This is a genomic window from Fusobacterium mortiferum ATCC 9817, from assembly GCF_000158195.2.
GTDB lineage: Bacteria > Fusobacteriota > Fusobacteriia > Fusobacteriales > Fusobacteriaceae > Fusobacterium_A > Fusobacterium_A mortiferum.
This window is the reverse complement of the sequence record NZ_GL987991.1, coordinates 175473-199446: the sequence shown is the minus strand read 5'-3', so window position 1 is coordinate 199446 and position 23974 is coordinate 175473. Positions and strand designations below refer to the sequence as shown.

The following is a 23974-nucleotide window of genomic DNA, read 5'->3' as shown; positions in this document are numbered from 1 at the left end:
CTAAAAATCATACAAGCCTCCTTGAATAAAAAAGAATTTGATACTGTTTTAGACCACGGTAACTCTTTAAGATTGTAACCTCGTTCTAAATAAACCATCAAAGTGGTATCTAACTAATTAACAAATGAATAAAGAGCCTGTGGTTAGAGCCTTAATAAAACCATTAAAATGGTAGGAGTGATAAACTAATCCACAGTATCTAATAATAGTATATTACATAAAATTTAAAATAGATTAGTAATTAGTAAATTATTATATAAATATTATACGAGGAGTGATTAAATGGAAAAAAAACATCAACTTATGGGGACTGAAAAAATTACAAAGCTTTTGATTCAGTTTTCTCTACCTGCAATAATAGGTATGTTAGTTAATGCCTTATACAATATTGTAGATAGAATTTATATTGGAAATATTGAAAAAGTAGGGCATATAGCAATAGCAGGAGTGGGAATAGTTTTCCCTATTGTAATATTTGTATTTGGTTTTTCTATATTGATTGGTCTTGGTTCTGCTACTAATGCCTCTTTAAACTTAGGAAGAAAGAAAAAAGAGGAAGCAGAGAGATTTTTAGGAACAGCTATATTTTTTGGATTTATTGTTTCATTGATTCTAATGGTTCTTGTTTTATGGAAATTAGAGTGGTTAGTTAGTATTTTAGGTGGAAGTGATAAAACAGGTATATATGCCGCTCAATACTTAAAAATTCTAGCTTTTGGTTTTCCAGCGGCTGTTGTTGGATATGTAGCTAACGCTTCTATTCGTTCAGATGGAAATCCCAAAATGGCAATGGCAACTCTACTTATAGGAGCAATTACTAATATAGTACTAGATCCTATATTTATATTCTATTTAAAAATGGGAGTAAGAGGGGCAGCTTGGGCTACTATTATATCTCAATATGTTTCAGGAATTTGGGCTATATATTATTTTACTTCAAAATTTAGTGGAATGAAATTATATGTTAAAAATTTAAAGTTAAACTTTGAGAAAATAAAAAGTATAGCTTCTTTAGGAAGTGCTCCTTTTGCAATACAGATGGGAGCTAGTATAGTAAACTATACTTATAATAGCACATTGAAAATCTATGGTGGAGATGCGGGAATAGGAGCAATGGCAATAGTTCAAGCAGTAATTACTTTTATCTCTATGCCAATTTTTGGAATAAACCAAGGATTACAACCAATTTTAGGTTATAACTATGGAGCTAGATTATATCCAAGAGTTAAAGAGGCTCTTTTTAAAGCTATATTTGCTGCTACAGTTTTATGTGTAATAGATTTTCTAGCAATTCAATTTTTATCAAAATATTTTATTAATATTTTCACACAAGAGAAAGAGTTGGTAAGAATAGCTTCAGTTGGGCTTAAAATACAAACTTTTATGTTGCCAATAGTTGGATTCCAAATAATAGCTTCTATCTATTTCCAAGCTATTGGAAAACCTAAGATGAGTTTCTTTATGAGTCTTACTAGACAGATTATAGTTCTTATCCCTTGTATTTTAATAATGTCAAAGTTATTTGGAGTAAAGGGAATCTGGTTTGCTGGACCAACAGCTGACTTTATAGCAACTGTTCTTACATTTATATTTATAAAGATGGAGTTAAAACATCTTAAAGAGTTAGAAAAGGGTATGAAAAAAGAAAATATATAAATAGTTGAAAAAAATTGATAAAAGTTTTACAATAGAGTTATCATACATATGGGGGGAATACAATGATTAACAGATTTTTAAAATATGTAAAGATTGCAACTGATTCAAATCCAGAAAATCTTCAATGTCCAAGTAGTGATATACAATGGGATTTAGGAAAAGTCATAGTAGAGGATTTAAAAGAGTTAGGTTTAGAAGATATCTCTTTAGATGAAAATTGTTATATTATGGCAACTCTTCCAGCTAATTGTACTGAAAAGATTCCATCAATAGGATTTATAGCTCATATGGATACAGCACCTACTTATAATGGAATAGGAGTTAATCCAAGAATTGTAAAATATGAAGGTGGAGATATTGTTTTAAATAAGGAATTAAATATTATTTTATCTCCAAAAGATTTTTCACATATGAATAATTACATAGGGCAAGATTTAATAGTTACAGATGGAAAAACACTATTAGGTGCAGATGATAAAGCTGGTATTGTAGAGATAATTGAAGCTATAAAATATTTAAAAGAGCATCCAGAGATAAAACATGGAGAGATAAAAATAGGGTTTACACCAGATGAGGAGATAGGAAGAGGAGCTAACTTCTTTGATGTAGAAAAATTTAATTGTAAATTTGCTTATACAGTAGATGGTGGGGAGCTAGGAGAGTTAGAGTATGAAAACTTTAATGCTGCCTCAGCTGTAATCAAAATAAAGGGAAGAGATATACACCCTGGAACAGCAAAAAATAGTATGATTAATTCTATAATGATAGCTATGGAATTAAACTCTATGTTACCACCAGAGCAAAGACCTGAACACACAGAAAATTATGAGGGATTTTTCTTATTAAATGATATGAAGGGAACTGTTGAGGATACAACAATGAACTATATCATAAGAGACCACTCAATGAAAAAATTTAATGAGAAAAAGAATCTTATAAAAGCTGCTGTAATGTATCTTCAATTAAAATATAAAGATGCTTGTATAGAGATAGAAGTAAAAGATAGCTATTATAATATGAGAGAAAAAATTGAGCCAGTAATGTATGTAATTGATTTAGCTAAAAAATCAATGGAGGAATTAGGAATAGAGCCTCATATTAGACCTATAAGAGGTGGAACTGATGGAGCTAGACTTTCATATAAAGGGCTTCCATGTCCAAATCTATTTACAGGGGGACATAACTTCCACGGAAAATTTGAATATATTTCTGTTCAATCAATGGAAAAAGCAAGGGACTTAATTGTAAAAATTATAGAAAATACAGCAAAATTATAAAAATAATATAATATATACAAAGAGGAAAAGTTTTGTTCAAATTATGTGATAGTAATAACAAAAAAATTTCCTCTTTATTTTTTTAAAAAACTTTAATTTATAATAGTTTGTAATCTTTAAATGGAAAAAATTAAATTTTATGTTATAAAAAATGGTTGAATTATTGTATAATCTATGATATATTAGAAATAAATGAGCATGTTTAAATTTTTAAAAAATATCAAAAAAATTTAAAAGTGTGTTTTAAGTGCAAAAAGCAAAATTATAATATTAAAAGTATTTGAAAATAAATAGTTTATAAATAATATCTCATATATCCCTGTAATATGGTCAGGAGTTTCTACGGGTTGCCACTATAACAAGCCGCTATGAGTAAAAAATGAATTTGAATAATTTTTATTCAAATTTATTTCACTTGTTTTGCTCCTAACTAAATTTAAAAGAGATATAAAGTTTTAGGAGGAAAAGTGAAAAAAATTTTGTCTTTGATTATCAAAGCAACAAAATACTATCTAAAAAATCCTTTCTAAAATCATTATATTGTATCTGTAGGTATGAAAAATTACAGACATATATTTTTAACTTATCAAATCACTTTATTTATCATACAGGATAAAAATTACTCTATTAATTCTATTAATCATTTAATCAATTAGAACAAATAATTTGCTTGAAAAATAAGATATAATTTAAGTTATTCAGTGTAGTTATAAAAAATTATAAATATAAAAATTATAAATATTAGGAGGTCAGCTTTGTTTAGTTTTAAGAATTATTTAGCTGTTACATCATTAGAGGAAGCATATAATGAATTGTTAAAAAACAAAAAAAATATCATATTAGGAGGGACTTCTTATTTAAGAATGGGAAATGTTGCCTACAATACGGCTATTGACTTATCAAATCTTTCTCTTAATTACATCAGAGAAGAGGGAGAATATGTTCATATTGGGGCAATAACTAGTTTTAGAGATTTAGAAACTAATAAAATTACTCAAAATATATTTGATGGAATTTTAGACAAATGTGTAAGAGGAATAATAGGAGTACAATTTAGAACTAATGTTACAGTAGGAGCTACTGTATTCTCTAAATATGGATTTTCAGATTTAATTCCTACTTTACTTGCTATGGGAGCTATAGTTGTACTTTATAATGGTGGTGAAATCTCATTAGAGGACTACTTAAAAGAAGAGGGACTTAGAAGAGATATTTTAGTAGAAGTAAAAGTGAAAAAATCTGGAAGAGGAGCTTTCCAAAGTATTAGAAAAAGTAAAACAGATTATGCTATAACTAATACTTGTGTAACTAAGACAGAAGCTGGAATAAGAGTTGCTATTGGAGTAAGACCTAGAAAAGCTGTGCTATCTTATAAAGCAATGGAAATTTTAAACAACAATGAGATAACTGATGAGATTATAGATAAAGCTTGTGAGGCTATGAGTGAAGAGGTTACTTTTGGAAGTAATATGAGAGGAACAGGAGAGTATAGAAGAGCTGTTTCTAAAAACTTATTAAAAAGAGCAATCAAGGAGGTATTATAAGTGCTTTTAACTCTTAATGTAAACGGAAGAAAAAGAGAGATAGTGATCTCTGCTGATGAATATTTATTAGATGTATTAAGAAAATTAGGATATTTAAGTGTAAAAAGAGGTTGTGATACTGGTTCTTGTGGTCTTTGTACAGTTCTTGTAGATGATAAACCTGTATTATCTTGTAGTACACTAGCTGTAAGAGCTCAAGGGAAAAATGTAACAACTATTGAAGGGTGTCAAAGAGAAGCTGAAAGATTTGCTGAATTTATGGCAGCTGAAGGAGCAGAGCAATGTGGATTCTGTGCACCTGGATTCACTTTGACAGTACTTGCTCTTATGAAAGAGTATGAAAATCCTACTGATGAAGAGATACTTCACTATTTAAATGGAAATCTTTGTAGATGTAGTGGATATGTTTCACAACTTAGAGCTATAAAAAACTTTATGGAGGCTGAGAAAAAATAATGAAATTTGTAAATAAAGAGATGAAAAAAGTAGATGGAATAGGATTAATAACTGGAAAACCATTCTACACAGATGACTTAGTTGCAAATCAAGAGTATTTAATAATTAAACTTTTAAGATCGCCTCATGCCTATGCTAGAATAAAAAATATAGATACTACAATAGCTGAAAAAGTACCTGGAATAGAAGCTATATATACATATAAAGATGTACCTCAAACTATGTTTACATTAGCTGGACAATCTTATCCAGAGCCATCTCCATATGATAGAAAAATATTAGATGAGTATGTAAGATATGTAGGAGATCCAGTTGCTATAGTTGCTGGAGTAGATGAACAAACTGTTGAGAAAGCCATGAAACTTATAAAAGTTGAGTATGAAGTTTTAGAGGCAGTAGTAGATTATGAAAAAGCACTAGACTCTTCTATATTAGTTCATAGAGAAAAAGCTCATACAAACTATGACAATATAGGTTATGATAATACAAGAAACTTAGCATCTTCTTATTTACAAGTAAAAGGAGATGTAGATAAAGGATTTGAAGAGAGTGATGTAATATTAGAAAATACATATTATACTCAACCACAAATCCATGCTATGATGGAAACTTATAGATCAGCAGCATATTTTGATGTATATGGAAGACTTACTGTAATATCTTCTACACAGATTCCTTTCCATGTAAGAAGACATTTAGCTAGAGCTCTAGAGTATCCTAGTAGTAAAATAAGAGTAATTAAACCAAAATTAGGTGGAGGATTTGGAGGAAAACAAACTTCTGTTTGTGAAATATACCCAGCTTTTGTCACATTAAAAACTGGAAAACCATCTAAAATAATCTATACAAGAAAGGAAACTCAAGCATATTCTAATACTAGACATGCTATGAGACTTACTGTAAAAATCGGTTCAGATAAAGAGGGAAATATTAAAGCTATTGATATAAATGTATTATCAAATACAGGAGCATATGGAGAACATGCTCCAACAGTTACAGCTCTAGTTGTGTATAAAACATTCCCACTATATGCTAAGATACCAATGAGATGTAAAGCTGATATAGTTTACTCAAATACAATGGTAGGAGGAGCTTTCAGAGGATATGGAGCTACTCAAGGAACATTTGCTGTGGAATCAGCTGTAAATGAGTTAGCACATAAATTAGGATTAGACCCTACTGAAGTAAGAATGAAAAACTTAGTAGACCAATCTGAAACTGTAAGTGGAGATATCAAAAAGTGTATAGAGATAGGAAAAGAAGCTTTCAATTGGAAAAATAGAGAAGTAGTAGATATGGGTAATGGAAAAGTGAGAGCCTCTGGAATGGCGGTAACTATGCAAGGTTCTGGAATAGCTGGAGTAGATACAGGTTCTGCTACAGTAAAATTCCATGACAGTGGAGATTTCACTGTGATGTTAGGAGTTACTGACATGGGACAAGGTTGTGATACTGTTCTAACTCAAATGGCTGCTGAAGTTTTAGAAGTGCCAATGGAGAAAATAATAGTTAATACAGCAGATACAGATACATCACCATATGATCCAGGGGCATATGCATCAAGTGGAACTTATGTAACAGGAAACGCTGTAATCATAGCTTGTGAAAAAATGAAAAAAGAGATAGTTAAGGCTGCAGCTAAATTAATGAATAAAGCTGAAGATGAAGTGGAATATAAGGGAGAGTATGTTGAAGCAAAAGATGGAACTATTCTTACACTAAAAGAGATAGGAATTAGAAGTGTATCTTTTGAAGGACAAAATCAAATTACAACCACAGGAACTTGGGGAGGACAAACTTCACCACCTCCGTTTATAGCAAGTTTTGCTGAAGTAGAAGTAGATACTCTTACTGGAGAAGTAGAGGTAGTAGATTTCTTATCAGTAGCTGATTGTGGAACTCCTATCAACCCAGCTTTAGCAAGAGTACAAGTAGAGGGTGGAATTGCACAAGGAATAGGTCTTGCTCTTACTGAAGAAATTACTATTGATAGTAAAGGAAAACTTTTACAAGATACTTTAATGCAATATAAAATTCCTTCAAGAAAGGATATTGGACCAAAGGTTAATGTAATATTTAGTCATTCAAATGAGCCAACAGGACCTTTTGGAGCTAAATCTATAGGAGAGGTTGTAATAAATACAGCTGCTCCAGCTATAGCTGATGCTGTTTATAAGGCAACAAAGGCAAGAGTTAGAAGCCTACCTATTACAAGTGAAAAATTATTCTGGAAAATGTATTCAAAATAATTGGAATTTATGATATAATATAAAAATATCATAAATTTATGAGTTAAATATTGGAGGCTTATTTTAAAATGGAATTATTAAAAGATTATATCTTAAATAATGGAAAAACTATTGGTTCAAAGATATTAAAAGTTGATAGTTTTTTAAATCATCAAATCGATCCTGTTCTTATGATGAAAATGGGAGAGGAATTTAAAAGAAGATTTGAAGGAGTAGAAATTAATAAAATTCTTACTATAGAGGCATCAGGGATTGCAATTGGATTAGCAGCTGCTTATGCTTTTCATGTACCATTGGTATTTGCAAAGAAAAAAGTACCTTCTACAATGTCAGACTTTTATACTACAACAGTTTTTTCTTTTACAAAAAATCAAGACTATACTATCTGTGTAGGAAAAGAGTTTTTAAAACCTGAAGATAAAGTTTTAATTATAGATGATTTCTTAGCTATGGGAAACGCTGTATTGGGATTAAAGGAGTTAGTAGAAATGGCTGGGGCTCAAGTAATGGGAGCAGGAATAGCTGTAACTAAAGGTTTCCAAGGTGGAGAAAAAATGTTACAAGAGCAAGGAATAAGAGTAGAATCTTTAGCTGTTGTAGATTCATTAGAAAATGGAGAAATTAACTTTAGATAAAAAAAGCTTGACAAAATTATGATATAGGTGTATCATAAAAAATATAAAAAAATTTTCAAAGGAGATTATTATGAAAGTAAATTTTGTTTTATTAAATTTAGCAACAATACATCATCACCATCATAGGTAGAGAGTTTGTTTTGTGAAAATTGTTTCATAGATACAGACTCTGATTGACGTGCAATTTAAGAGAGTATCTATGATGGTAAAACAAAAATGATTTCATAATTAGGTAAAGCCATCTGGATAAAAACAGATGGCTTTTTTATTTGAAAAATATTAACATTTTAGGAGGAAACGATATGAAAAAATTTTTAATGAGTCTAGTTTTAATGGTGTGTGTATTTGTTAGTTCTTTTGGGGCAGATAAGTCTTTAGAAACTGTAAAGGAAAAAGGATATTTTATAGTTGGATTAGATGCCACTTTTGCTCCTATGGGATATAGAGATGAAAGTGGAGAGATAGTTGGATTTGATATAGATTTAGCAAAAGAAGTAGCAAAGAGAATGGGAGTAGAGGCAAGATTTAAACCTTGTGAATGGGACGCTATAATCTTTGATTTAAGAAGTAAAAATATAGATATGGTATGGAATGGAATGACTATCACTCCAGCTAGAGCAAAACAAGTTGCTTTTACAAAACCATATTTATCAGATAATCAAATTATATTTACAAGAAAAGGAACTGCTCCTGCAAAGGTTCAAGACTTAGCTGGAAAAGTAGTAGGAGTTCAATTAGGAAGTTCAGGAGCTCAATCAGTAGAAGATAACCCTATTAATAAAGAGATAAAAGAGTTAAAAAAATATGCAACTAACGTTGAAGCTCTTATGGACTTAGAGGCTGGAAGATTAGATGCAGTAGTAATGGACGAAATTTCTGGAAAATACTATAACGCTAAAAAATCAACATTAACTTATTCAGTAGAAACTTTAGCTGATGAAGATTTTGGAGTAGCTCTTAGAAAACAAGATAAAGCTCTTGTAGATGAAATTAATAGATTATTAGATGAAATGAAAGCAGATGGAACTTTTGATAAAATAAAAGTTAAATGGTTAGGAAAATAAATATAAGAAGGAGATAGAAAATGCAAGATAACATTTTATTTATATTACAGGGATTAGGATTAACAGTAAAATTATACATAGTTACAATGGTATTTTCATTACCATTAGGAGTAATATTGTCATTGGGGAGAATTTCTAAAAATTCGTTATTAAATAATGGAATACAAATTTATACTTGGATATTTAGAGGAACTCCTCTATTATTACAATTATTCTTTGTATACTATGGATTACCTGTAATAGGAATTACTCTATCTCCTTTTACAGCAGCAGCTCTTACTTTTGTAATCAACTATACAGCATATTTTTGTGAGATCTTTAGAGGAAGTATACTTGGTATAGATAAAGGACAATATGAAGCAGCTAAGGTTTTAGGAATGAATTATTGGCAAACAATGAAGAGAATAATAATACCACAAGCTCTTATTACAGCTTTACCACCTCTTGGAAATGAAGCAATAGCTCTTATAAAAGATACTTCATTAATATCTGCTTTAGGAATGGCAGAGATTCTTAGAAACTCAAGAGAGATAGTAACAAGAGATTTCTCTATTACACCATTTATTATATGTGCTGCTATATATTTAATACTTTCTACTGTAGTTGTAATTTTCTTTAAAAGAATGGAAAAAAAGGTGATGATATAGATGATTATAAAAATAAGAGATTTGTTTAAAACTTATGAAGGTGATGTAAAAATTCTAAAAGGAGTAAACCTAGATATAGAAAAAGGAGAAGTTATCTCTATAATAGGTGCTTCTGGTGGAGGAAAATCAACTTTACTTAGATGTATGATAGGTCTTGAAGATATAGATGGAGGAAGCATAGAAACTCCAGATAAGAAAAAAATGGGAATGGTATTTCAATCTTTTAATCTTTTCCCTCATAAGACAGCTCTTCAAAATATAATGGAATCTTTAATAGTAGTGGATAAGATGCCAAAGGAAGAGGCTAAAAAAATAGGATTGGAGCTATTAGATAGAGTAGGATTAAAAGAGAGAGCAAATTTCTATCCTAAAGCACTTTCAGGAGGACAAAAACAAAGGGTAGCTATAGCAAGAGCTATGGCAAAAAATCCAGATGTTCTTCTATTTGATGAGCCTACTTCAGCTCTTGACCCAGAGATGGTAAATGAAGTATTAAATGTAATTCAGAATTTAAGAGATACTACAGATATGACAATGGTTATTGTTAGCCACGAAATAGAGTTTGTAAATAAAATTTCTGATAGAATTGTAGTTATGGAAAATGGAAATATAAAAGAGATAAGAGAAAATAGAAAAAATATCTAATTCTAAAGTAAAGAGATTTGAATTAAAATCTAAAAATAAAATTATTTAATAGTATAAATTAATCAAAGAAAACTTAAAGAATTGTGTAATTTATGGAGAGAAGTTAGATTAACTTAGCGAAATCAAACGCTAAAAAACACAACTGTTTGAACGAAGTGAGTTTTGTGTTTTTAGTGAGATAATCCATAGTTAATCAACTTCTTGGAATATGGAACAATTCTTAGTTTTCTTTATTTTTTTGAATAAAAATTATTCTTGAACTATTTTAATATTCTTTTTCTTTAACTATTTTTCCATCTTGGTCATACCATTTCCATATTCTACTCATATTATTTTTAGCATAGTAACCTTCAAGTTCAAGATTTCCACTTTCATAAAATTTTTGCTTTTTACCATCTAACTTATCTTTATTATAATATGTGATAGTGGATATTTTTCCATTTTCAAAATAGCTTTCTTTTTTTCCGTGGAGTTTTCCATTTGAGTAATTGGAGATAGATTTTAATTTTCCATCTTTGTAATACTCTTTTACTTTACCATCTAATTTATTTAAAAGATAATTTCCTTCAAAGATTGCTACTCCATTTTCATATTTTAATGTTTTACCATTTAAATAGTCATCTTTATACTCTAATTCTTCACAGAGCTCTTTATCTAAATTATATTTTTTTAATACTCCCTGTTTTCTATTGAGTTCATCAATAAAATAATCATATAAAAAGATTCCTACCTGTTCTACTTTTTTTTGTAATTTCATATTACCACCAATGATGATGTCTACCTAGCCTGTAACTACCATAACCTATTCCACCTATTATAGCGGCATTAATCAAGTTATCTCTTCTTCTTTCAGCTTTGGCTCTCTCATATGCTAATTTTTTTTCGTACTCAAGTTTTTCTTTTTCTAAATTTAATTTTTCTTGTGTATAATAAATTTCCATCTCTTGTGGTGAAGGAAGATTTTTTTGAATCTCTTTCTCTCTATTTTCATTTACTAATCTCTTATACTCATTATATTTTTCTAATTTACTGTCTATTTCATTATTTTCTATAGAATAAGAAGAGATAAAATTAGTTATAAGAAAAAATAGTATAAATATTTTTTTCATTCCTGTCACCTCCATTAAAACTCTATTTGTAAATTAGAATTTTCTTGATTTCTCAAAATTTTATCAATCAATTCCTCTTTTCTATTTCTTCCATTAAAAGAAATATTGAGTTTTTTACACAAAATTCTTAAATCTCTAAAAGTTAAAGCCTCTAAACTTTCTTTAGTAAACTTTTCATCAGCTCTTTCCTCTTTAAAGATTCTTTCATAGGAAAGTTCTGATACACTTTTTTCACTCATCATAAGCTCAAAAATCTTTTCTAAATTAGGTTTATAAAAAGTTCCCTCTACTCCTTCAACTTTTTTAGTTTCAAATATACTCTTTTCTATACCTAATTTTTTGATTTTTGATAATCTTACAGCTTCTAAACCAGAATACAAGCATATATCAGTATCTGTAAGAGTGAAATATCCATCTTCTGTTAATTCATCTTTTTCTTCCCTATTTAAAGCTCTCTCTATTAAATAAGTTGTTAAAGCACATAACTCTATACCTAAAATAGCTATTAATTTTTTATTAAATTTATAGGTGTCTCCACCATTTAATATATAAAAAAGATTATCATATTTTATCATTGTATCACCTCTTCTCTCTTTTATATATTATACCATATAATCTCTTTAAAATATATTTTATTATTCAACTCTTATTTTAGCACTGTTTAAGAACTCCTCTTCATTCATTTGGTAAACAGTGTCCATAATTATTTGTCTAAAACTTCCATTTCCATTACCTTGAAGTTTAGCCTTTTCTCCAGCTATTCCCATAGTAGATATCATAGTTATAGCCCCAGTAAAGTAATCTTCAGTAGCCCCACAAGCAGAACCAATAAGAGCACCAGTCATACAACCAGTTCCTGTAACACTACCTAATACAATATCTCCATTTTCTATTTTAGCTACTCTTTTACCATCAGTTACTAAATCTACTTTTCCAGTTGCAGCTATTACACAGTTATATTTTATTGCCAATTCTTTAGCTATTTCTTCTATATTATCAGAGCTTTCTACTGAGTCAACTCCTCTATTACTCTCATTTTTCATTCCATAGATAGCTTTGATTTCAGCTACATTTCCTTTAATTACTGCAAATTTTACCTTTTCTAATAATTTTTCTACTAACTCTTTTCTAGCTTGAGTAGCTCCAGCTCCAACAGGGTCAAGGATAACGGGTTTTCCAAGTTTATTGGCAATTTTACCAGCTTTTACTACTATCTTTCTCATACTTTTATCCATAGTTCCAATATTGATTACAAGAGCTGAAGCAAAAGATAGTACATCTTCTAATTCATCTTCACAAAATGACATGATAGGTGAAGCTCCTATTGCTAATGTAACATTAGCACAATCATTGATTGTTACTGTATTAGTTATTTGATAAACTATAGGTTTTTTCTCTCTTATCTCAGATATTACTTTTGCAAAATTATTCATTTTAATCCCTTCTTTTACATAATTTTTTAATATAGCAGTTGCTTCTTTTATGTCTTCCTTTCCTAATATTTCAGATATAACAGCTACCCCATCAGTTTTAGTTTTCATAACTTCTCTTACATTATCAAGGTGTATTCCTCCTATTGCTACATTTGGAATATTTACACTTTCAACAATTTTTTTAAGTCCCTCTAGTCCAATAGGAATATTTATATCCTTTTTACTACCTGTATAGAAGATACTTCCTATACCAAGATAATCAGCTCCACCCTCTTGAGCTATCAAAGCTTCTTCAACATTTTCTACTGATACTCCAATTATTTTATCTCCTATCTTAGCACGAACTTTAGAAAGCTCCTCATCTCCTTGTCCTACATGAACTCCCTCAGCTCCTACTTCAATAGCAACATCAACATTATCATTTATTATCAATGGAATATTATATTTTTGAGTGATTTTATGTAATTTTTTTCCAAGTTTAACAAACTCTTCAAAAGATATATATTTCTCTCTGAGTTGTACTACTGTAGCTCCTCCTAATATACTTTCTTCTACAGCTTCACATAAATCTCTACCTTGTAGTATATCTCTATCAGTAACTAAATAAACTGAATAATCTATTTTATTCATAGTCTACACCAGCCTTTTTATATAATTCTACAAAATGTCCTACTGGTCCTACTCCATGTCCTATTGCAAAAGAGTTTTTAATAGCTTGAGTTATATAGTTTTTTCCAAGTCTAACACTCTCTTCAATACTATAATCTTTTCCCATATATGAAGCTATAGCTGAAGAAAGAGTACAACCAGTTCCATGAGTATTGTTAGTAACTGTCATCTCTCCTTGTAGCTCTATTATATTTCCATCTTCCCCTATAAATATATCTAAACAATCAGCTACTCTACTACCACCTTTAACTAATACATTTTTAACTCCTAGTTCTTTTATTTTTTTACCAGCAAGTATCATTTCCTCTTTGTTAGTAATTTTCATTCCTGATAAAATTTCAGCCTCAGGTATATTAGGAGTAGTTAAATCTCCTATTCTTAAAAATCTTTTTAATCTTTCTACTGCATCATCTTGTAATAATTTAAAGTTACTTTTTGAAAAAATTACTGGGTCTAATACTATATTTTTTGCTTTGTATTTTAAAAGCATCTTTTCTACATTATCTATTATCTCACAACTAGAAAGCATACCTACTTTTACACTAGATACTTCAATATCTTCATAGATTACTTCTATCTGTTTTTCAATCACTTCTTTAGATATATCTTGAATGGCAAAAACTCCCATAGTATTTTGAGCTGTAACAGCTGTTATTACACTCATACCATAAACTCCAACAGCACTCATAGCTTTTAAATCAGCTTGGATTCCTGCTCCACCACAAGAATCAGAGCCTGCTATAGTTAAAACTTTTTTCATATAAATCCTCCTCAATTATTTAACTAACTATTTTTATTATAGCATAATTTTTTTATTTATATAAATAAAGAGAAGAAAATTTTAATAATTTTAAAATCTTCTTCTCCTATTTTTTATATTTTTATTAAATTTTTAATAAAAAAGCTATAAAGTCATTCCACCAGTAACTTCTATAACTTGTCCAGTGATATATGATGACTCATCACTTGCTAAGAATAAAGCTGTGTTAGCTATATCATCAACAGTTCCTAATCTTCCTAATGGAGTTCTTTCTAACATTTTTGCTACTACTTCTTCAGGTAATGCGTCTGTCATTGCACTTGAAATGAATCCTGGTGCTATACAGTTAGCTCTTACTTGAGCTCCTTTTCTAGTTAATTCTTTTGCCCATGATTTACTCATAGAGATTACTCCACCTTTTGTAGCTGCATAGTTAGTTTGGCAAGCGTTTCCATATACTCCTACTACTGATGAAAGAGTAATTATAGAACCAGATTTATTTTTTGTCATAACTGGAGCTACTGCTTGAGTCATATTGAAAACTCCTTTTAAGTTTACATCTATAACAGCGTCCCATTGATCTTCTGACATTCTTACTAAGAAGTTATCTTTAGTTATTCCAGCATTATTTACAAGAATATCTATTTTTCCATACTCAGCTACTATTTGTTTAACAAATGTTTTTATTGCTTCTCTATCTGTAACGTTTAAAATCTCATGTCTTACATTTTCTTGAGTATACTCAGCTGGTCCCATATCACAAGATATTACCATAGCTGCTCCCTCTCCAGCAAATTTTTCAACTATTGCTCTTCCTATTCCTCTGGCACTTCCTGTTACTAGTGCAACTTTACCTTTTAGTCTATCCACTATAAGTCCTCCTCATTTTCAATTCTCATCTTATCTTACATATGTAATCTTATGATTACATTTATTATTATATCATAAAGTCTTGAGTTTTGGCAAATTTTATTTAAAACCATTTCTCTCTTTTTACAGTCTAAATTATATTAAATAGGTTGAAGATATTTAGTTTTTATTGTAAAATATATTTATGATATAAGGAGGAAAAAATGAAATACTTAATAATATTACTATCTTTATTTATAGTAGGTTGTAGTAATCTTTCAAAAGAGAGAGTATATTACTCAAATGGAAATTTAAAAAGTGAGATATCAACTGATAATAATAGTGTTAAAAATGGTCCTATTTTAAATTATTTTGAAGATGGAAGAGTTGCTGTAAAAGGTTATTTTAAAGATGATAAAAGAGATAAAAAATGGTATTTTTATGATGAAAATACAGGAAATATTTCAGCTATTGAAACTTATAAAGATGGAGAGCTAGAGGGAGAACAATTATATTATTATCCAAATGGAAAATTAAAGCTCAAGGGAAGTTATAAAGATAATATTCGTATTGGATTTTGGCAGATGTATGATGAAGATGGAAAATTAACTGTTCAAAATATATTTTTAGATGGAGAAAAAGTAATAAGTGTAGCCCTTTTTCAAGAAAATGGGAATTTGCTATGCTCAGGTCTTACAAAAAATGGTTTACGTGATGGGATTTGGCAATACTATGATGAGAGTGGGATATTACTTTATGATGTAGAGTATGTATCTGGAATACGTGATGGTGAGTGGAAGGCTTATGATAAAGCTGGGAATATAATTGCTACTGGATATTATAATGAAGGAGTTATTTTAGGACTAGATTAATCTAGTCCTATTTTTTTAGACTTATAAAATGAATAAATTAATAATATATTATGATATAAGCTGTTTTTATGTAATTTTATAAAACTTTGTATTTTTCGGTAGTTATATATGAAGAAAATATAATTTGCTAGTTACCTATAAGCTACATCAAAAGATAGAGGATACTTCTATTAAAAATTATATTTTATATAATTATTTAAATTTAATAATTTGAAGAAAAATAAAAGGATTTTTCTAATTATAATAAAAATATATAGATAATAGTTTTGATTTTTAAAATTTTAAGGAAAAAATATTAATAATTATTTTAGAGAGAAAAAAATAAATTAAAGTAATTAAATAACAGAGAAATATATTAAAAATTTATAATAAAATTTAAAAAATAATATATTATAATTTTAATAAAAAAAAGTGCTAATAATCTATTGATAATTTCCTGTTTATATTATATATATCATTATTAGAGCTAATCTGATTTAAAATATTACATAAAGGGAGATGATTATATGAGCTCTAAATTTAAATTAGCAGGAATTGAGATGAAATATTTCATTCCTATTTTTTTAGTTATTATCATATGTACTGCTTTAGGTAAATTACCAGCCGGAATGTTAGGTGCCTTACCTTTAATGATTGTTATTGGAGTAATTTTTGATTTTATTGGAAACAAAACTCCAATTATTAAAGATTATTTAGGAGGAGGACCTATTGTTATTGTCTTTTTATCTGCGTTTTTAGTCTATTATAATTTAATTCCTGAAAAGGCATTAAATATAATGGTAAACTTTACATCTAAAGAGAGTTTCTTGGATTTCTATATTGCTGCCTTAATAGTAGGTAGTATTTTAGGAATGAATAGAAATTTATTGATAAAAGCAGCATTGGGATATTTACCAGTAATTTTAGGTGGAGAGTAGTTTCCCTTTTATTAACTGGAGTAGTTGGACTTATCACAGGTTATGGATTTTTAAAAGCTATCTTTTTTATTGCTATCCCTATTATGGGTGGTGGTATGGGAGCAGGTGCTATTCCTTTAGCTCAAATTTTTAGTGAATCTTTTAAACAAACTCCTACTGAGTTATTGGCAATAATGGTTCCAGCAGTAGCATTAGGAAACGCTCTTGCAATAGTTTGTGGAGGTCTTTTAGATAAATTAGGTAAAAAATATCCTAGCTTTAGTGGAAATGGTAAGCTTTTAAAATCTCAAGAGGAGATAGTAGAGAAAAATGAAGAAAATAAAAAAATAGAATATGAGGAACTTGGAATTGGATTAGTAATTGCTACAACATTCTTTGCTTTTGTTTCTCTTTTAAGTAAATTTATTCCTGTACACTCATATGCCTTAATGATTATATCAGTTGCTATATGCAAACTTTTAGGAGTAATAGAACCATATTATGAAAGCTGTTGTTCTAAATGGTTTAATTTTGTTGTTAAAAACTTTACTATTCCTTTACTTGTAGGAGTTGGAGTAGCATATACAAGTATTGAGCAAGTAATATCTTCTTTTAGTTTAATATACTTTATATTAGTTGTAACTACTGTTGTAGGAGCTATTATAGGAACAGCTATTGTAGGTCATTTTGTAGGATTTTATATAATAGAAGGTTCTATAACTGCTGGTTTATGTATGGCTAATATGGGAGGAACTGGAGACGTTGCGGTATTATCAGTGGCTAATAGAATGTCTTTAATGCCATTTGCTCAAATTTCCTCAAGAATAGGTGGAGCTTTTATGTTGTTATTAACTTCACTTATAATAAATTTTATTCGTTAATATATTATAATAATTTAAGAAAGATAAGATCTCATATAAAAGTGGGAACTTATTTTTTGACTTAGCAACTTCACTATATTGATTTTTATTAATTATAAAGTATAACCATACTATAAATTAATTTTAAAATATATTGGGAGTTTGCTTAATATTAGAAGTTATTAAGAAAAATTTAAAACTAAATTATTTGATAGTTATGATAAATTTAGACTTAAAATTTTTTATATTAACTATATTTTAATTAGCTGAAGGTAAAGAAGAGTAAATAGTGCTAAGATGAAATTAGCTCAACAATAATTGATAAAATTCAACAGCCACAAGCTTATTCAAAATGGAACTCCAGTAGAAAGTATAATAGCTGGAAAAAATTAGTAAGAAATATTTTCACGAAACTTTGAAGATTTAACTTGATAAAAATTAGGGAGAGAGGTATCATATATATAAACCTCTCTTTTTGGTATGGAGAAAGGAGAAGTTATGAAAAATGGAAATGGTACAGGAAATATATATAAAATGAAAGATAAAAGTAGAAAACCTAGGGCTGTTAGAGTAACTACTAGATATACTCTTGATTGCAAACAGATTAGAAAATATATTGGAACTTATGAAACTAAAAGAGAAGCACAAGAAAGTTTATTTGAATATTTAAAGAATCCAAAATTATATAAAAAAATAACTTTTAAAGAAATTACAGATTTATGGTTTGAAAGCTATAAGAAAAAAATAGGTAGTCCTAAAACTTTAGAAACAAATAAATATAGACTAAGATTTTTAGAGCCATTAAATGACATGCAGATTACGGATATAAAATTATACCATTTGCAAAAATTGATAGATGAAATTGATACTTCTTGGAGTTTTAAAAATGGCTGTAAAAGTGTATTGAATATGATATTTGAATATGCCTTTAAAAATGATTTTATTTCTACTAATAAAGTAAAATTTATAGAATTAGGTAAGAAAGAAAAAGTAATAGAGAGAAAAATATTTACACAAAAAGAAATTGAGATTTTGTGGGAAAATCTTAATTCTAAAACTTATCATGGTAAATATACTTATATAATATTAATACTAATTTATACTGGAATGAGAATAGGAGAGCTTTTTAATTTAAAGACAGAAGATATTGATTTAGAAAATAGAACTATTAAAGTTAGAGTAAGTAAAACTTCTGCTGGTGTAAGAACTATACCAATTTTTAGTAAAATTTTCAATCTTTTCAAAGATAACCTGATTATTGGACAAGAGTATTTTGTAAAAGGAGATACAACTACTCAATTGAGTTATGCAACTTTTAAACCAAGATTTAAGAAATTATTAAAAGAGCTAGGAATACAAGAACATACAATTCATGATACAAGACATACTTTTGCTACAATGTTGAATAATGCTAATGCTAACTCAACTTCAATAATTAGATTAATAGGTCATAGTAACTTTTCTACTACAGAAAATATTTATACTCATAAAGATACTGAGGAGCTTAGAAAAGCTATGGAGTTACTCAATTAATTTTGTCGCCTATTTGTCGCCTATAAATAAAAAAGTGGTAAAATACATATAATATATAAAATTAATAAAGTAGTAAAATTGCAGGTTTGTACAAATCTAAATTTTTAGAAAGGGGTAAAATGAATAAATTAATTATGCACTATGATATGGACTGTTTTTATGCTTCTATTGAGATAAGAGATAATCCAAAATATCAAGGACTCCCTCTAGTAGTAGGTGGCGGAGTAGTTACGACAGCTAGTTATGAAGCAAGAAAATATGGTATTTATTCTGCTATGAGTACATTTGAAGCAAAGAAGTTGTGTCCTAATCTTCTTATTGTCCCTGTTAATAAAGATAAATATATTAGAGTTTCTCAAAAGATTCAAAACTTAGTTTTAAAAATAACAGAAAAAGTAGAGTTTATTGCTTTAGATGAAGGGTATGTAGATATTTCAGAAATTGCACCAAAATTTTCTTCATTAGAAGAGTTTGCTGAAAAATTTAAAAAAAGGATAAAATATCATACAGGTTTAACTTGTTCTGTGGGAATAGGAATAAATAAATTAAGTGCAAAAATAGCTAGTGGAATAAATAAACCAGGAGGAAAATATATTTTTAACTCACAGATAGAATTTGTTAATTTTTTAAAAAATAAAGATATAAAGATTATTCAAGGAGTAGGAAATAAATTAAAAGAACTACTAAATAAAGAGGGAATAAATAAAGTAGAAGATTTGTATAATTATTCTTTAAATGAATTAATAAATAAATATGGAAAATCAAGAGGAGAATTACTATATCTTTCCTGTCGTGGGATAGATTATAGTGAGATAGAATATCAAAGAGCTACTCATTCAATTGGAAATGAAAATACTTATAGGTTTCCACTAAGTTCAGAGGGAAATATTTTAAAGGAATTAGAGGAGATATTTAATTATTCTTATGAAAGATTAGTTAAAAAGGAATTTATCACTAAAACTATTATTTTAAAAATAAAATTTGCAAATGGAGAGTTGATTACTCGTTCTAAAACATTTACAATCCCAACTGATGATAAGCAAATTCTTTATGAGAGTATTGAAAATCTTTTTGAAAATATTAATATAAACTCTCCTATTAAATTACTTGGAGTTTCTTTTGGTAACTTAACAAAAAAATCTATTAGGCAATTAAGCTTTTTTTAGGTATAATATACAAAAAGGTATTTGGAGGAATGGGTATGTTACTTTTTAAATTGATTTTATTTGTAGGAATATTTTTAGGGCTAACTTATGGAATAGAATTTCTTATGCCACCTTTTGGTCAATTGTACTATGTTGACCCATTAGAGATTTTATTATCATTATCACAAACTCTTACATATAAAATAGGAGTATCAAAAAATTTAGCAATGGGATTAACTGTATTATTAATAGGAATAATTCCATTGATTTGCGTTATTTTATTAAGTAAAGTCACAAAAAAAAGAAGAAAACAAACAAAATATAAATTTAAATAAAAATAAAATATAATTATTTAAGAACTTCAAAGGAGAAACAAAAAAGGAGAAACAAAATGGAATGGAAAAATCTTGAAATTCAAGACAAAGAGATTGTAGACGAATATACCAAAGGAAAATTTATAACTTGTGATTATAATTTTTCAAATCAAATACTATGGAGTATAGGAGAAAAGACAAAGTATAAGGTAGAGGACAATATTCTTTTAATAAAAGGAATCTATGAAAATGAAGAGTATTATTATATGCCGATACCAAAAGATGAAAGTGAAGAGGTTTTAAATACTTGGAAAGAGAAGATAAAAAATATTATTAATGAAAATAAAAGAATAATATTAGTTCCTGAGTATTGGAAAAATCTATTAGAGGATACTTTTATTCTTGAGGAGAGAAGAGAGAGTTTTGATTATATATATAATTCACAAGATTTAGGAACTTTAAAGGGGAGAAAGTATTCAAAGAAAAAAAATAGAATTAATAATTTTAATAAACTTTACAGTTATACTTATGAAACTATTGATGAGAAGAATATATGTGAGGTTATTAAATTTCAAGAAGAGTGGTGTCAAAATAGAGAGTGTTATTCTATTCCTGTTTTAAATAATGAGAATATAGGAATTATGCATATTTTACATAACTTTGATAAGCTAGACTTAATAGGTGCAATGATAAAAATAGATGGAAAAGTTATAGCTTATTCTTTAGGAGAAGTATTGAATGATGAGTATGCCGTTATTCACATAGAAAAGGGATTAAATAATTATATAGGAAGTTATCAGATGATAAATTATCTGTTTGCTCAAAATGAATTTTCTAAATGTAAATATATAAATCGTGAAGATGATTTTGGGGATGAAGGATTGAGAGAAGCAAAGGAGTCATATCATCCTGCTTTTTTAATTAAAAAAATACGAAATAGTTGGAATTAAATAAGTAATGGAGGTATTTATAATGAAAAAGTTTTTTTATATTTTAGCTCTTTCTTTAGCAATATTTGTAACAGGTTGTGAAAAAGGCACAACTCTATCTAGTTCTAGTGTGGAAGTAGTATCTTCTAATTCTAAAAATAAAGGGGAGTTTTATAGCTATGATATAAATATTCCTCAAATCAAAGATGAAACAAGTGAAGATTTTACATATTTTAATCTTACTATGCAGGAGAATATGAGATATATAATAGAAAATCTTTCTGGTAAAAAAGATGATGGTGGAATTCAAGAAGCTTATATCTCTTTTAAAAATAATGAGAATAGCTTTGGAATACTGTCTATTTCAATTTTAACTAATATTTATACTGGTGGAGCTCACTTTATTAATAGTTTAGAAAGTTATAATTTTAATTTAAAAGATAAAACTATTTTAAGTTTAGATAAGATTTTTAAAGATGAAGCTATAGAGTATTTTAATATGAGAATAAATGATATGATTAAAAATAAAGATAGAGTTTTAAACACTCAAGGAGTAGAAGTTATATTCTTTGACAATGCTGAAGCTGATATAAATAATGCTATTTTATCTTTTGAGGGAGATTATATTGTATTTACTTTTACAGAATATGATCTAACACCATATTCAAGTGGTATGCCTGTATTTAAATTCAATAAAAAAGATATAAAAAAATATTTAAATTTTTAATTAGATTTAAAAATAGTTGATTTATATGTACAAAAAATGATATAATACTCTGTATATATTAAAGAAATAGGAGTAGCAAAATGGAAATGAAAGATATCATAGCTAAAGTTAATTATTTTTCAAAAATTGCTAGAGAAAGAGAGTTGACAGAGGCTGAAAAAGAAGAGAGACAAAAATACAGACAGATGTATTTAGAGCAATTTAAAGCTCAAGTTAGAGGACATCTAGATAATATTAAAATAGTAGATGGAGAAGTTAAAAACGATAGTAAATTTAAGATAATATAATTTTATGGGGGCATATACTATGAAAAAAGTTACAGTAAAATCTCTATACAGAGAGACAGAAAAATACCTAGACCAAGAAGTTATAATAAATGGTTGGGTAAAAAAGATAAGAGACCAAAAGAACTTTGGATTTATTGAAGTAAATGATGGTTCTTTTTTCAAAGGAGTACAAGTTGTATTTGATACAAGACTTAGTAACTTTGAAGAGATCTCTCGTCTATCTATAATATCTTCAATAGAGGTAAAAGGAAAATTAGTAAAATCACAAGGAGCTGGACAAGCTTTTGAAATAATGGCTGAAGAGATAAATGTATTCCAAAAGGCTGACTTAGAATATCCTTTACAAAATAAAAGACATACTTTTGAATATTTAAGAACAAAAGCTCACTTAAGACCAAGAACAAACACTTTCTCAGCAGTATTTAGAGTAAGGTCAGTAGTAGCTTATGCTATACACAAATTCTTCCAAGAGAATGGATTTGTTTATGTACATACTCCAATCATAACAGGTTCTGACTGTGAGGGAGCAGGAGAGATGTTTAGAGTAACTACTCTAGATTTAAACAATCTACCTAAAAAAGAAGATGGAACAGTAGATAACTCTAAAGACTTCTTTGGAAAAGAAACTAATTTAACTGTAAGTGGGCAATTAAGTGGAGAAACTTTCTGTTCAGCATTTAGAAATATATATACATTTGGACCTACATTTAGAGCAGAGAACTCTAATACAGCTAGACACGCTTCTGAGTTCTGGATGATAGAGCCTGAAATTGCTTTTGCTGATTTAGAGGCAAATATGGAACTAGCTGAATCAATGGTTAAGTATATAATCAAATTTGTAATGGACGAGTGTCCAGAAGAGATGGAATTCTTCAATAACTTCATTGAAAAAGGATTATTTGACAAATTAAATAATGTATTAAATAGTGACTTTGGAAGATTAACATATACAGAAGCAATAGATATACTATTAAAATCTGGTAAGAAATTTGACTATCCAGTTGAATGGGGAATTGACTTACAAAGTGAACATGAGAGATATTTAGCTGAAGAGTATTTCAAAAAGCCGGTATTCTTAACTGATTATCCTAAAGATATCAAAGCTTTCTATATGAAACTTAATCCAGATGGAAAAACTGTAAGAGCTATGGATCTATTAGCACCAGGAATTGGAGAGATAATAGGAGGTTCTCAAAGAGAGGATAGCTTAGAGATACTAGAAAATAGAATAACTGAATTAGGAATGAAACCAGAGGATTATGAATTCTATCTAGATTTAAGAAGATTTGGAAGTTTCCCACACTCTGGATATGGACTAGGATTTGAGAGAATTATAATGTATATAACAGGAATGACTAATATCCGTGATGTAATTCCTTTCCCTAGAACACCAAATAATGCTGAATTCTAATTAAGAG

23 protein-coding genes, 1 pseudogene and 1 riboswitch are annotated in these 23974 nt (G+C 28.3%); of the genes and pseudogenes, 18 read left to right on the top strand and 6 right to left on the bottom strand.

Annotation, left to right across the window (positions count from 1 at the left end; translation table 11 throughout):
- Positions 1–282 precede the first annotated feature (282 nt).
- From FMAG_RS07575 to FMAG_RS07535, 9 genes are all read left to right on the top strand, one after another.
- Positions 283–1656 carry an MATE family efflux transporter gene (locus FMAG_RS07575; RefSeq protein WP_005885585.1) on the top strand — a complete coding sequence of 458 codons (1374 nt, stop codon included), beginning with the start codon at positions 283–285 and terminating at the stop codon, positions 1654–1656.
- Between the two features lie 62 nt (positions 1657–1718).
- Positions 1719–2933, top strand: coding sequence for a peptidase T (pepT, locus tag FMAG_RS07570; protein WP_005885584.1), 1215 nt, complete (start codon positions 1719–1721; stop codon positions 2931–2933).
- Positions 2934–3222: 289 nt separating this feature from the next.
- Positions 3223–3322: riboswitch (purine riboswitch) on the top strand.
- Between the two features lie 366 nt (positions 3323–3688).
- A complete protein-coding gene (locus tag FMAG_RS07565) occupies positions 3689–4477 on the top strand; it encodes an FAD binding domain-containing protein (protein ID WP_005885583.1) in 789 nt (262 codons plus the stop codon).
- On the top strand, positions 4478–4933 hold the full coding sequence (locus FMAG_RS07560) for a (2Fe-2S)-binding protein (RefSeq protein WP_005885582.1): 456 nt from the start codon (positions 4478–4480) through the stop codon (positions 4931–4933). It abuts the gene before it with no gap.
- Positions 4933–7182 carry a xanthine dehydrogenase family protein molybdopterin-binding subunit gene (locus FMAG_RS07555; RefSeq protein WP_005885581.1) on the top strand — a complete coding sequence of 750 codons (2250 nt, stop codon included), beginning with the start codon at positions 4933–4935 and terminating at the stop codon, positions 7180–7182. The genes FMAG_RS07560 and FMAG_RS07555 overlap by 1 nt, the downstream gene beginning before the upstream one ends.
- A gap of 68 nt (positions 7183–7250) precedes the next feature.
- Entirely contained in the window at positions 7251–7817 is a 567-nt protein-coding gene (locus FMAG_RS07550) for a xanthine phosphoribosyltransferase (protein WP_005885580.1), read from the top strand.
- A gap of 302 nt (positions 7818–8119) precedes the next feature.
- The gene (locus FMAG_RS07545) at positions 8120–8881 is read left to right on the top strand and encodes an amino acid ABC transporter substrate-binding protein (RefSeq protein WP_005885579.1); all 762 of its coding nucleotides are present in this window, start codon (positions 8120–8122) and stop codon (positions 8879–8881) included.
- 20 nt (positions 8882–8901) lie between these two features.
- Positions 8902–9528, top strand: a complete 627-nt coding sequence (locus FMAG_RS07540) for an amino acid ABC transporter permease (RefSeq protein WP_005885577.1) — start codon at positions 8902–8904, stop codon at positions 9526–9528.
- Positions 9529–10173 (top strand): amino acid ABC transporter ATP-binding protein, encoded by a 645-nt coding sequence (locus FMAG_RS07535; RefSeq protein ID WP_005885575.1) that lies wholly within the window; start codon positions 9529–9531, stop codon positions 10171–10173.
- A 265-nt stretch (positions 10174–10438) separates the two neighbouring features.
- Here FMAG_RS07535 and FMAG_RS13325 read toward each other — a convergent pair whose 3' ends face one another.
- From FMAG_RS13325 to fabG, 6 genes are all read right to left on the bottom strand, one after another.
- Positions 10439–10930, bottom strand: a complete 492-nt coding sequence (locus tag FMAG_RS13325; protein ID WP_005885573.1) for a toxin-antitoxin system YwqK family antitoxin — start codon at positions 10928–10930, stop codon at positions 10439–10441.
- A 1-nt stretch (position 10931) separates the two neighbouring features.
- Positions 10932–11282 carry a hypothetical protein gene (locus FMAG_RS07525; RefSeq protein WP_005885571.1) on the bottom strand — a complete coding sequence of 117 codons (351 nt, stop codon included), beginning with the start codon at positions 11280–11282 and terminating at the stop codon, positions 10932–10934.
- A gap of 14 nt (positions 11283–11296) precedes the next feature.
- Positions 11297–11857: a Rho termination factor N-terminal domain-containing protein gene (locus FMAG_RS07520; RefSeq protein ID WP_005885569.1), complete on the bottom strand. Its 561-nt coding sequence runs from the start codon at positions 11855–11857 to the stop codon at positions 11297–11299.
- Positions 11858–11917: 60 nt separating this feature from the next.
- Positions 11918–13345, bottom strand: a complete 1428-nt coding sequence (gene thiM, locus FMAG_RS13925) for a hydroxyethylthiazole kinase (protein ID WP_005885566.1) — start codon at positions 13343–13345, stop codon at positions 11918–11920.
- Positions 13338–14144 carry a bifunctional hydroxymethylpyrimidine kinase/phosphomethylpyrimidine kinase gene (gene thiD / locus FMAG_RS07510; RefSeq protein ID WP_005885564.1) on the bottom strand — a complete coding sequence of 269 codons (807 nt, stop codon included), beginning with the start codon at positions 14142–14144 and terminating at the stop codon, positions 13338–13340. The genes thiM and thiD overlap by 8 nt, the downstream gene beginning before the upstream one ends.
- A 144-nt stretch (positions 14145–14288) precedes the next feature.
- Entirely contained in the window at positions 14289–15014 is a 726-nt protein-coding gene (fabG, locus tag FMAG_RS07505) for a 3-oxoacyl-[acyl-carrier-protein] reductase (RefSeq protein ID WP_005885562.1), read from the bottom strand.
- A 203-nt stretch (positions 15015–15217) separates the two neighbouring features.
- Here fabG and FMAG_RS07500 point away from each other — a divergent pair, with 203 nt between their 5' ends.
- The 9 genes and pseudogenes from FMAG_RS07500 to asnS all read left to right on the top strand — a co-directional run bounded on the left by FMAG_RS07500 (position 15218) and on the right by asnS (position 23967).
- A complete protein-coding gene (locus FMAG_RS07500) occupies positions 15218–15865 on the top strand; it encodes a toxin-antitoxin system YwqK family antitoxin (protein ID WP_005885559.1) in 648 nt (215 codons plus the stop codon).
- A gap of 506 nt (positions 15866–16371) precedes the next feature.
- Positions 16372–17642 (top strand): annotated as a pseudogene (locus FMAG_RS07495) (2-hydroxycarboxylate transporter family protein).
- Between the two features lie 477 nt (positions 17643–18119).
- The gene (locus FMAG_RS07490; protein ID WP_005885557.1) at positions 18120–19154 is read left to right on the top strand and encodes a tyrosine-type recombinase/integrase; all 1035 of its coding nucleotides are present in this window, start codon (positions 18120–18122) and stop codon (positions 19152–19154) included.
- A 119-nt stretch (positions 19155–19273) separates the two neighbouring features.
- Positions 19274–20320, top strand: a complete 1047-nt coding sequence (dinB, locus tag FMAG_RS07485; RefSeq protein ID WP_005885555.1) for a DNA polymerase IV — start codon at positions 19274–19276, stop codon at positions 20318–20320.
- Between the two features lie 35 nt (positions 20321–20355).
- The gene (locus FMAG_RS07480) at positions 20356–20634 is read left to right on the top strand and encodes a hypothetical protein (protein WP_005885553.1); all 279 of its coding nucleotides are present in this window, start codon (positions 20356–20358) and stop codon (positions 20632–20634) included.
- A gap of 56 nt (positions 20635–20690) precedes the next feature.
- On the top strand, positions 20691–21563 hold the full coding sequence (locus tag FMAG_RS07475) for a DUF2156 domain-containing protein (protein WP_005885552.1): 873 nt from the start codon (positions 20691–20693) through the stop codon (positions 21561–21563).
- 22 nt (positions 21564–21585) lie between these two features.
- Complete coding sequence (locus FMAG_RS07470; RefSeq protein ID WP_005885551.1) at positions 21586–22269, top strand: PdaC/SigV domain-containing protein; 684 nt, start codon at positions 21586–21588, stop codon at positions 22267–22269.
- 80 nt (positions 22270–22349) lie between these two features.
- Positions 22350–22556, top strand: a complete 207-nt coding sequence (locus tag FMAG_RS07465) for a DUF896 domain-containing protein (RefSeq protein ID WP_005885550.1) — start codon at positions 22350–22352, stop codon at positions 22554–22556.
- 19 nt (positions 22557–22575) lie between these two features.
- On the top strand, positions 22576–23967 hold the full coding sequence (asnS, locus tag FMAG_RS07460; RefSeq protein ID WP_005885549.1) for an asparagine--tRNA ligase: 1392 nt from the start codon (positions 22576–22578) through the stop codon (positions 23965–23967).
- Positions 23968–23974: the final 7 nt, after the last annotated feature.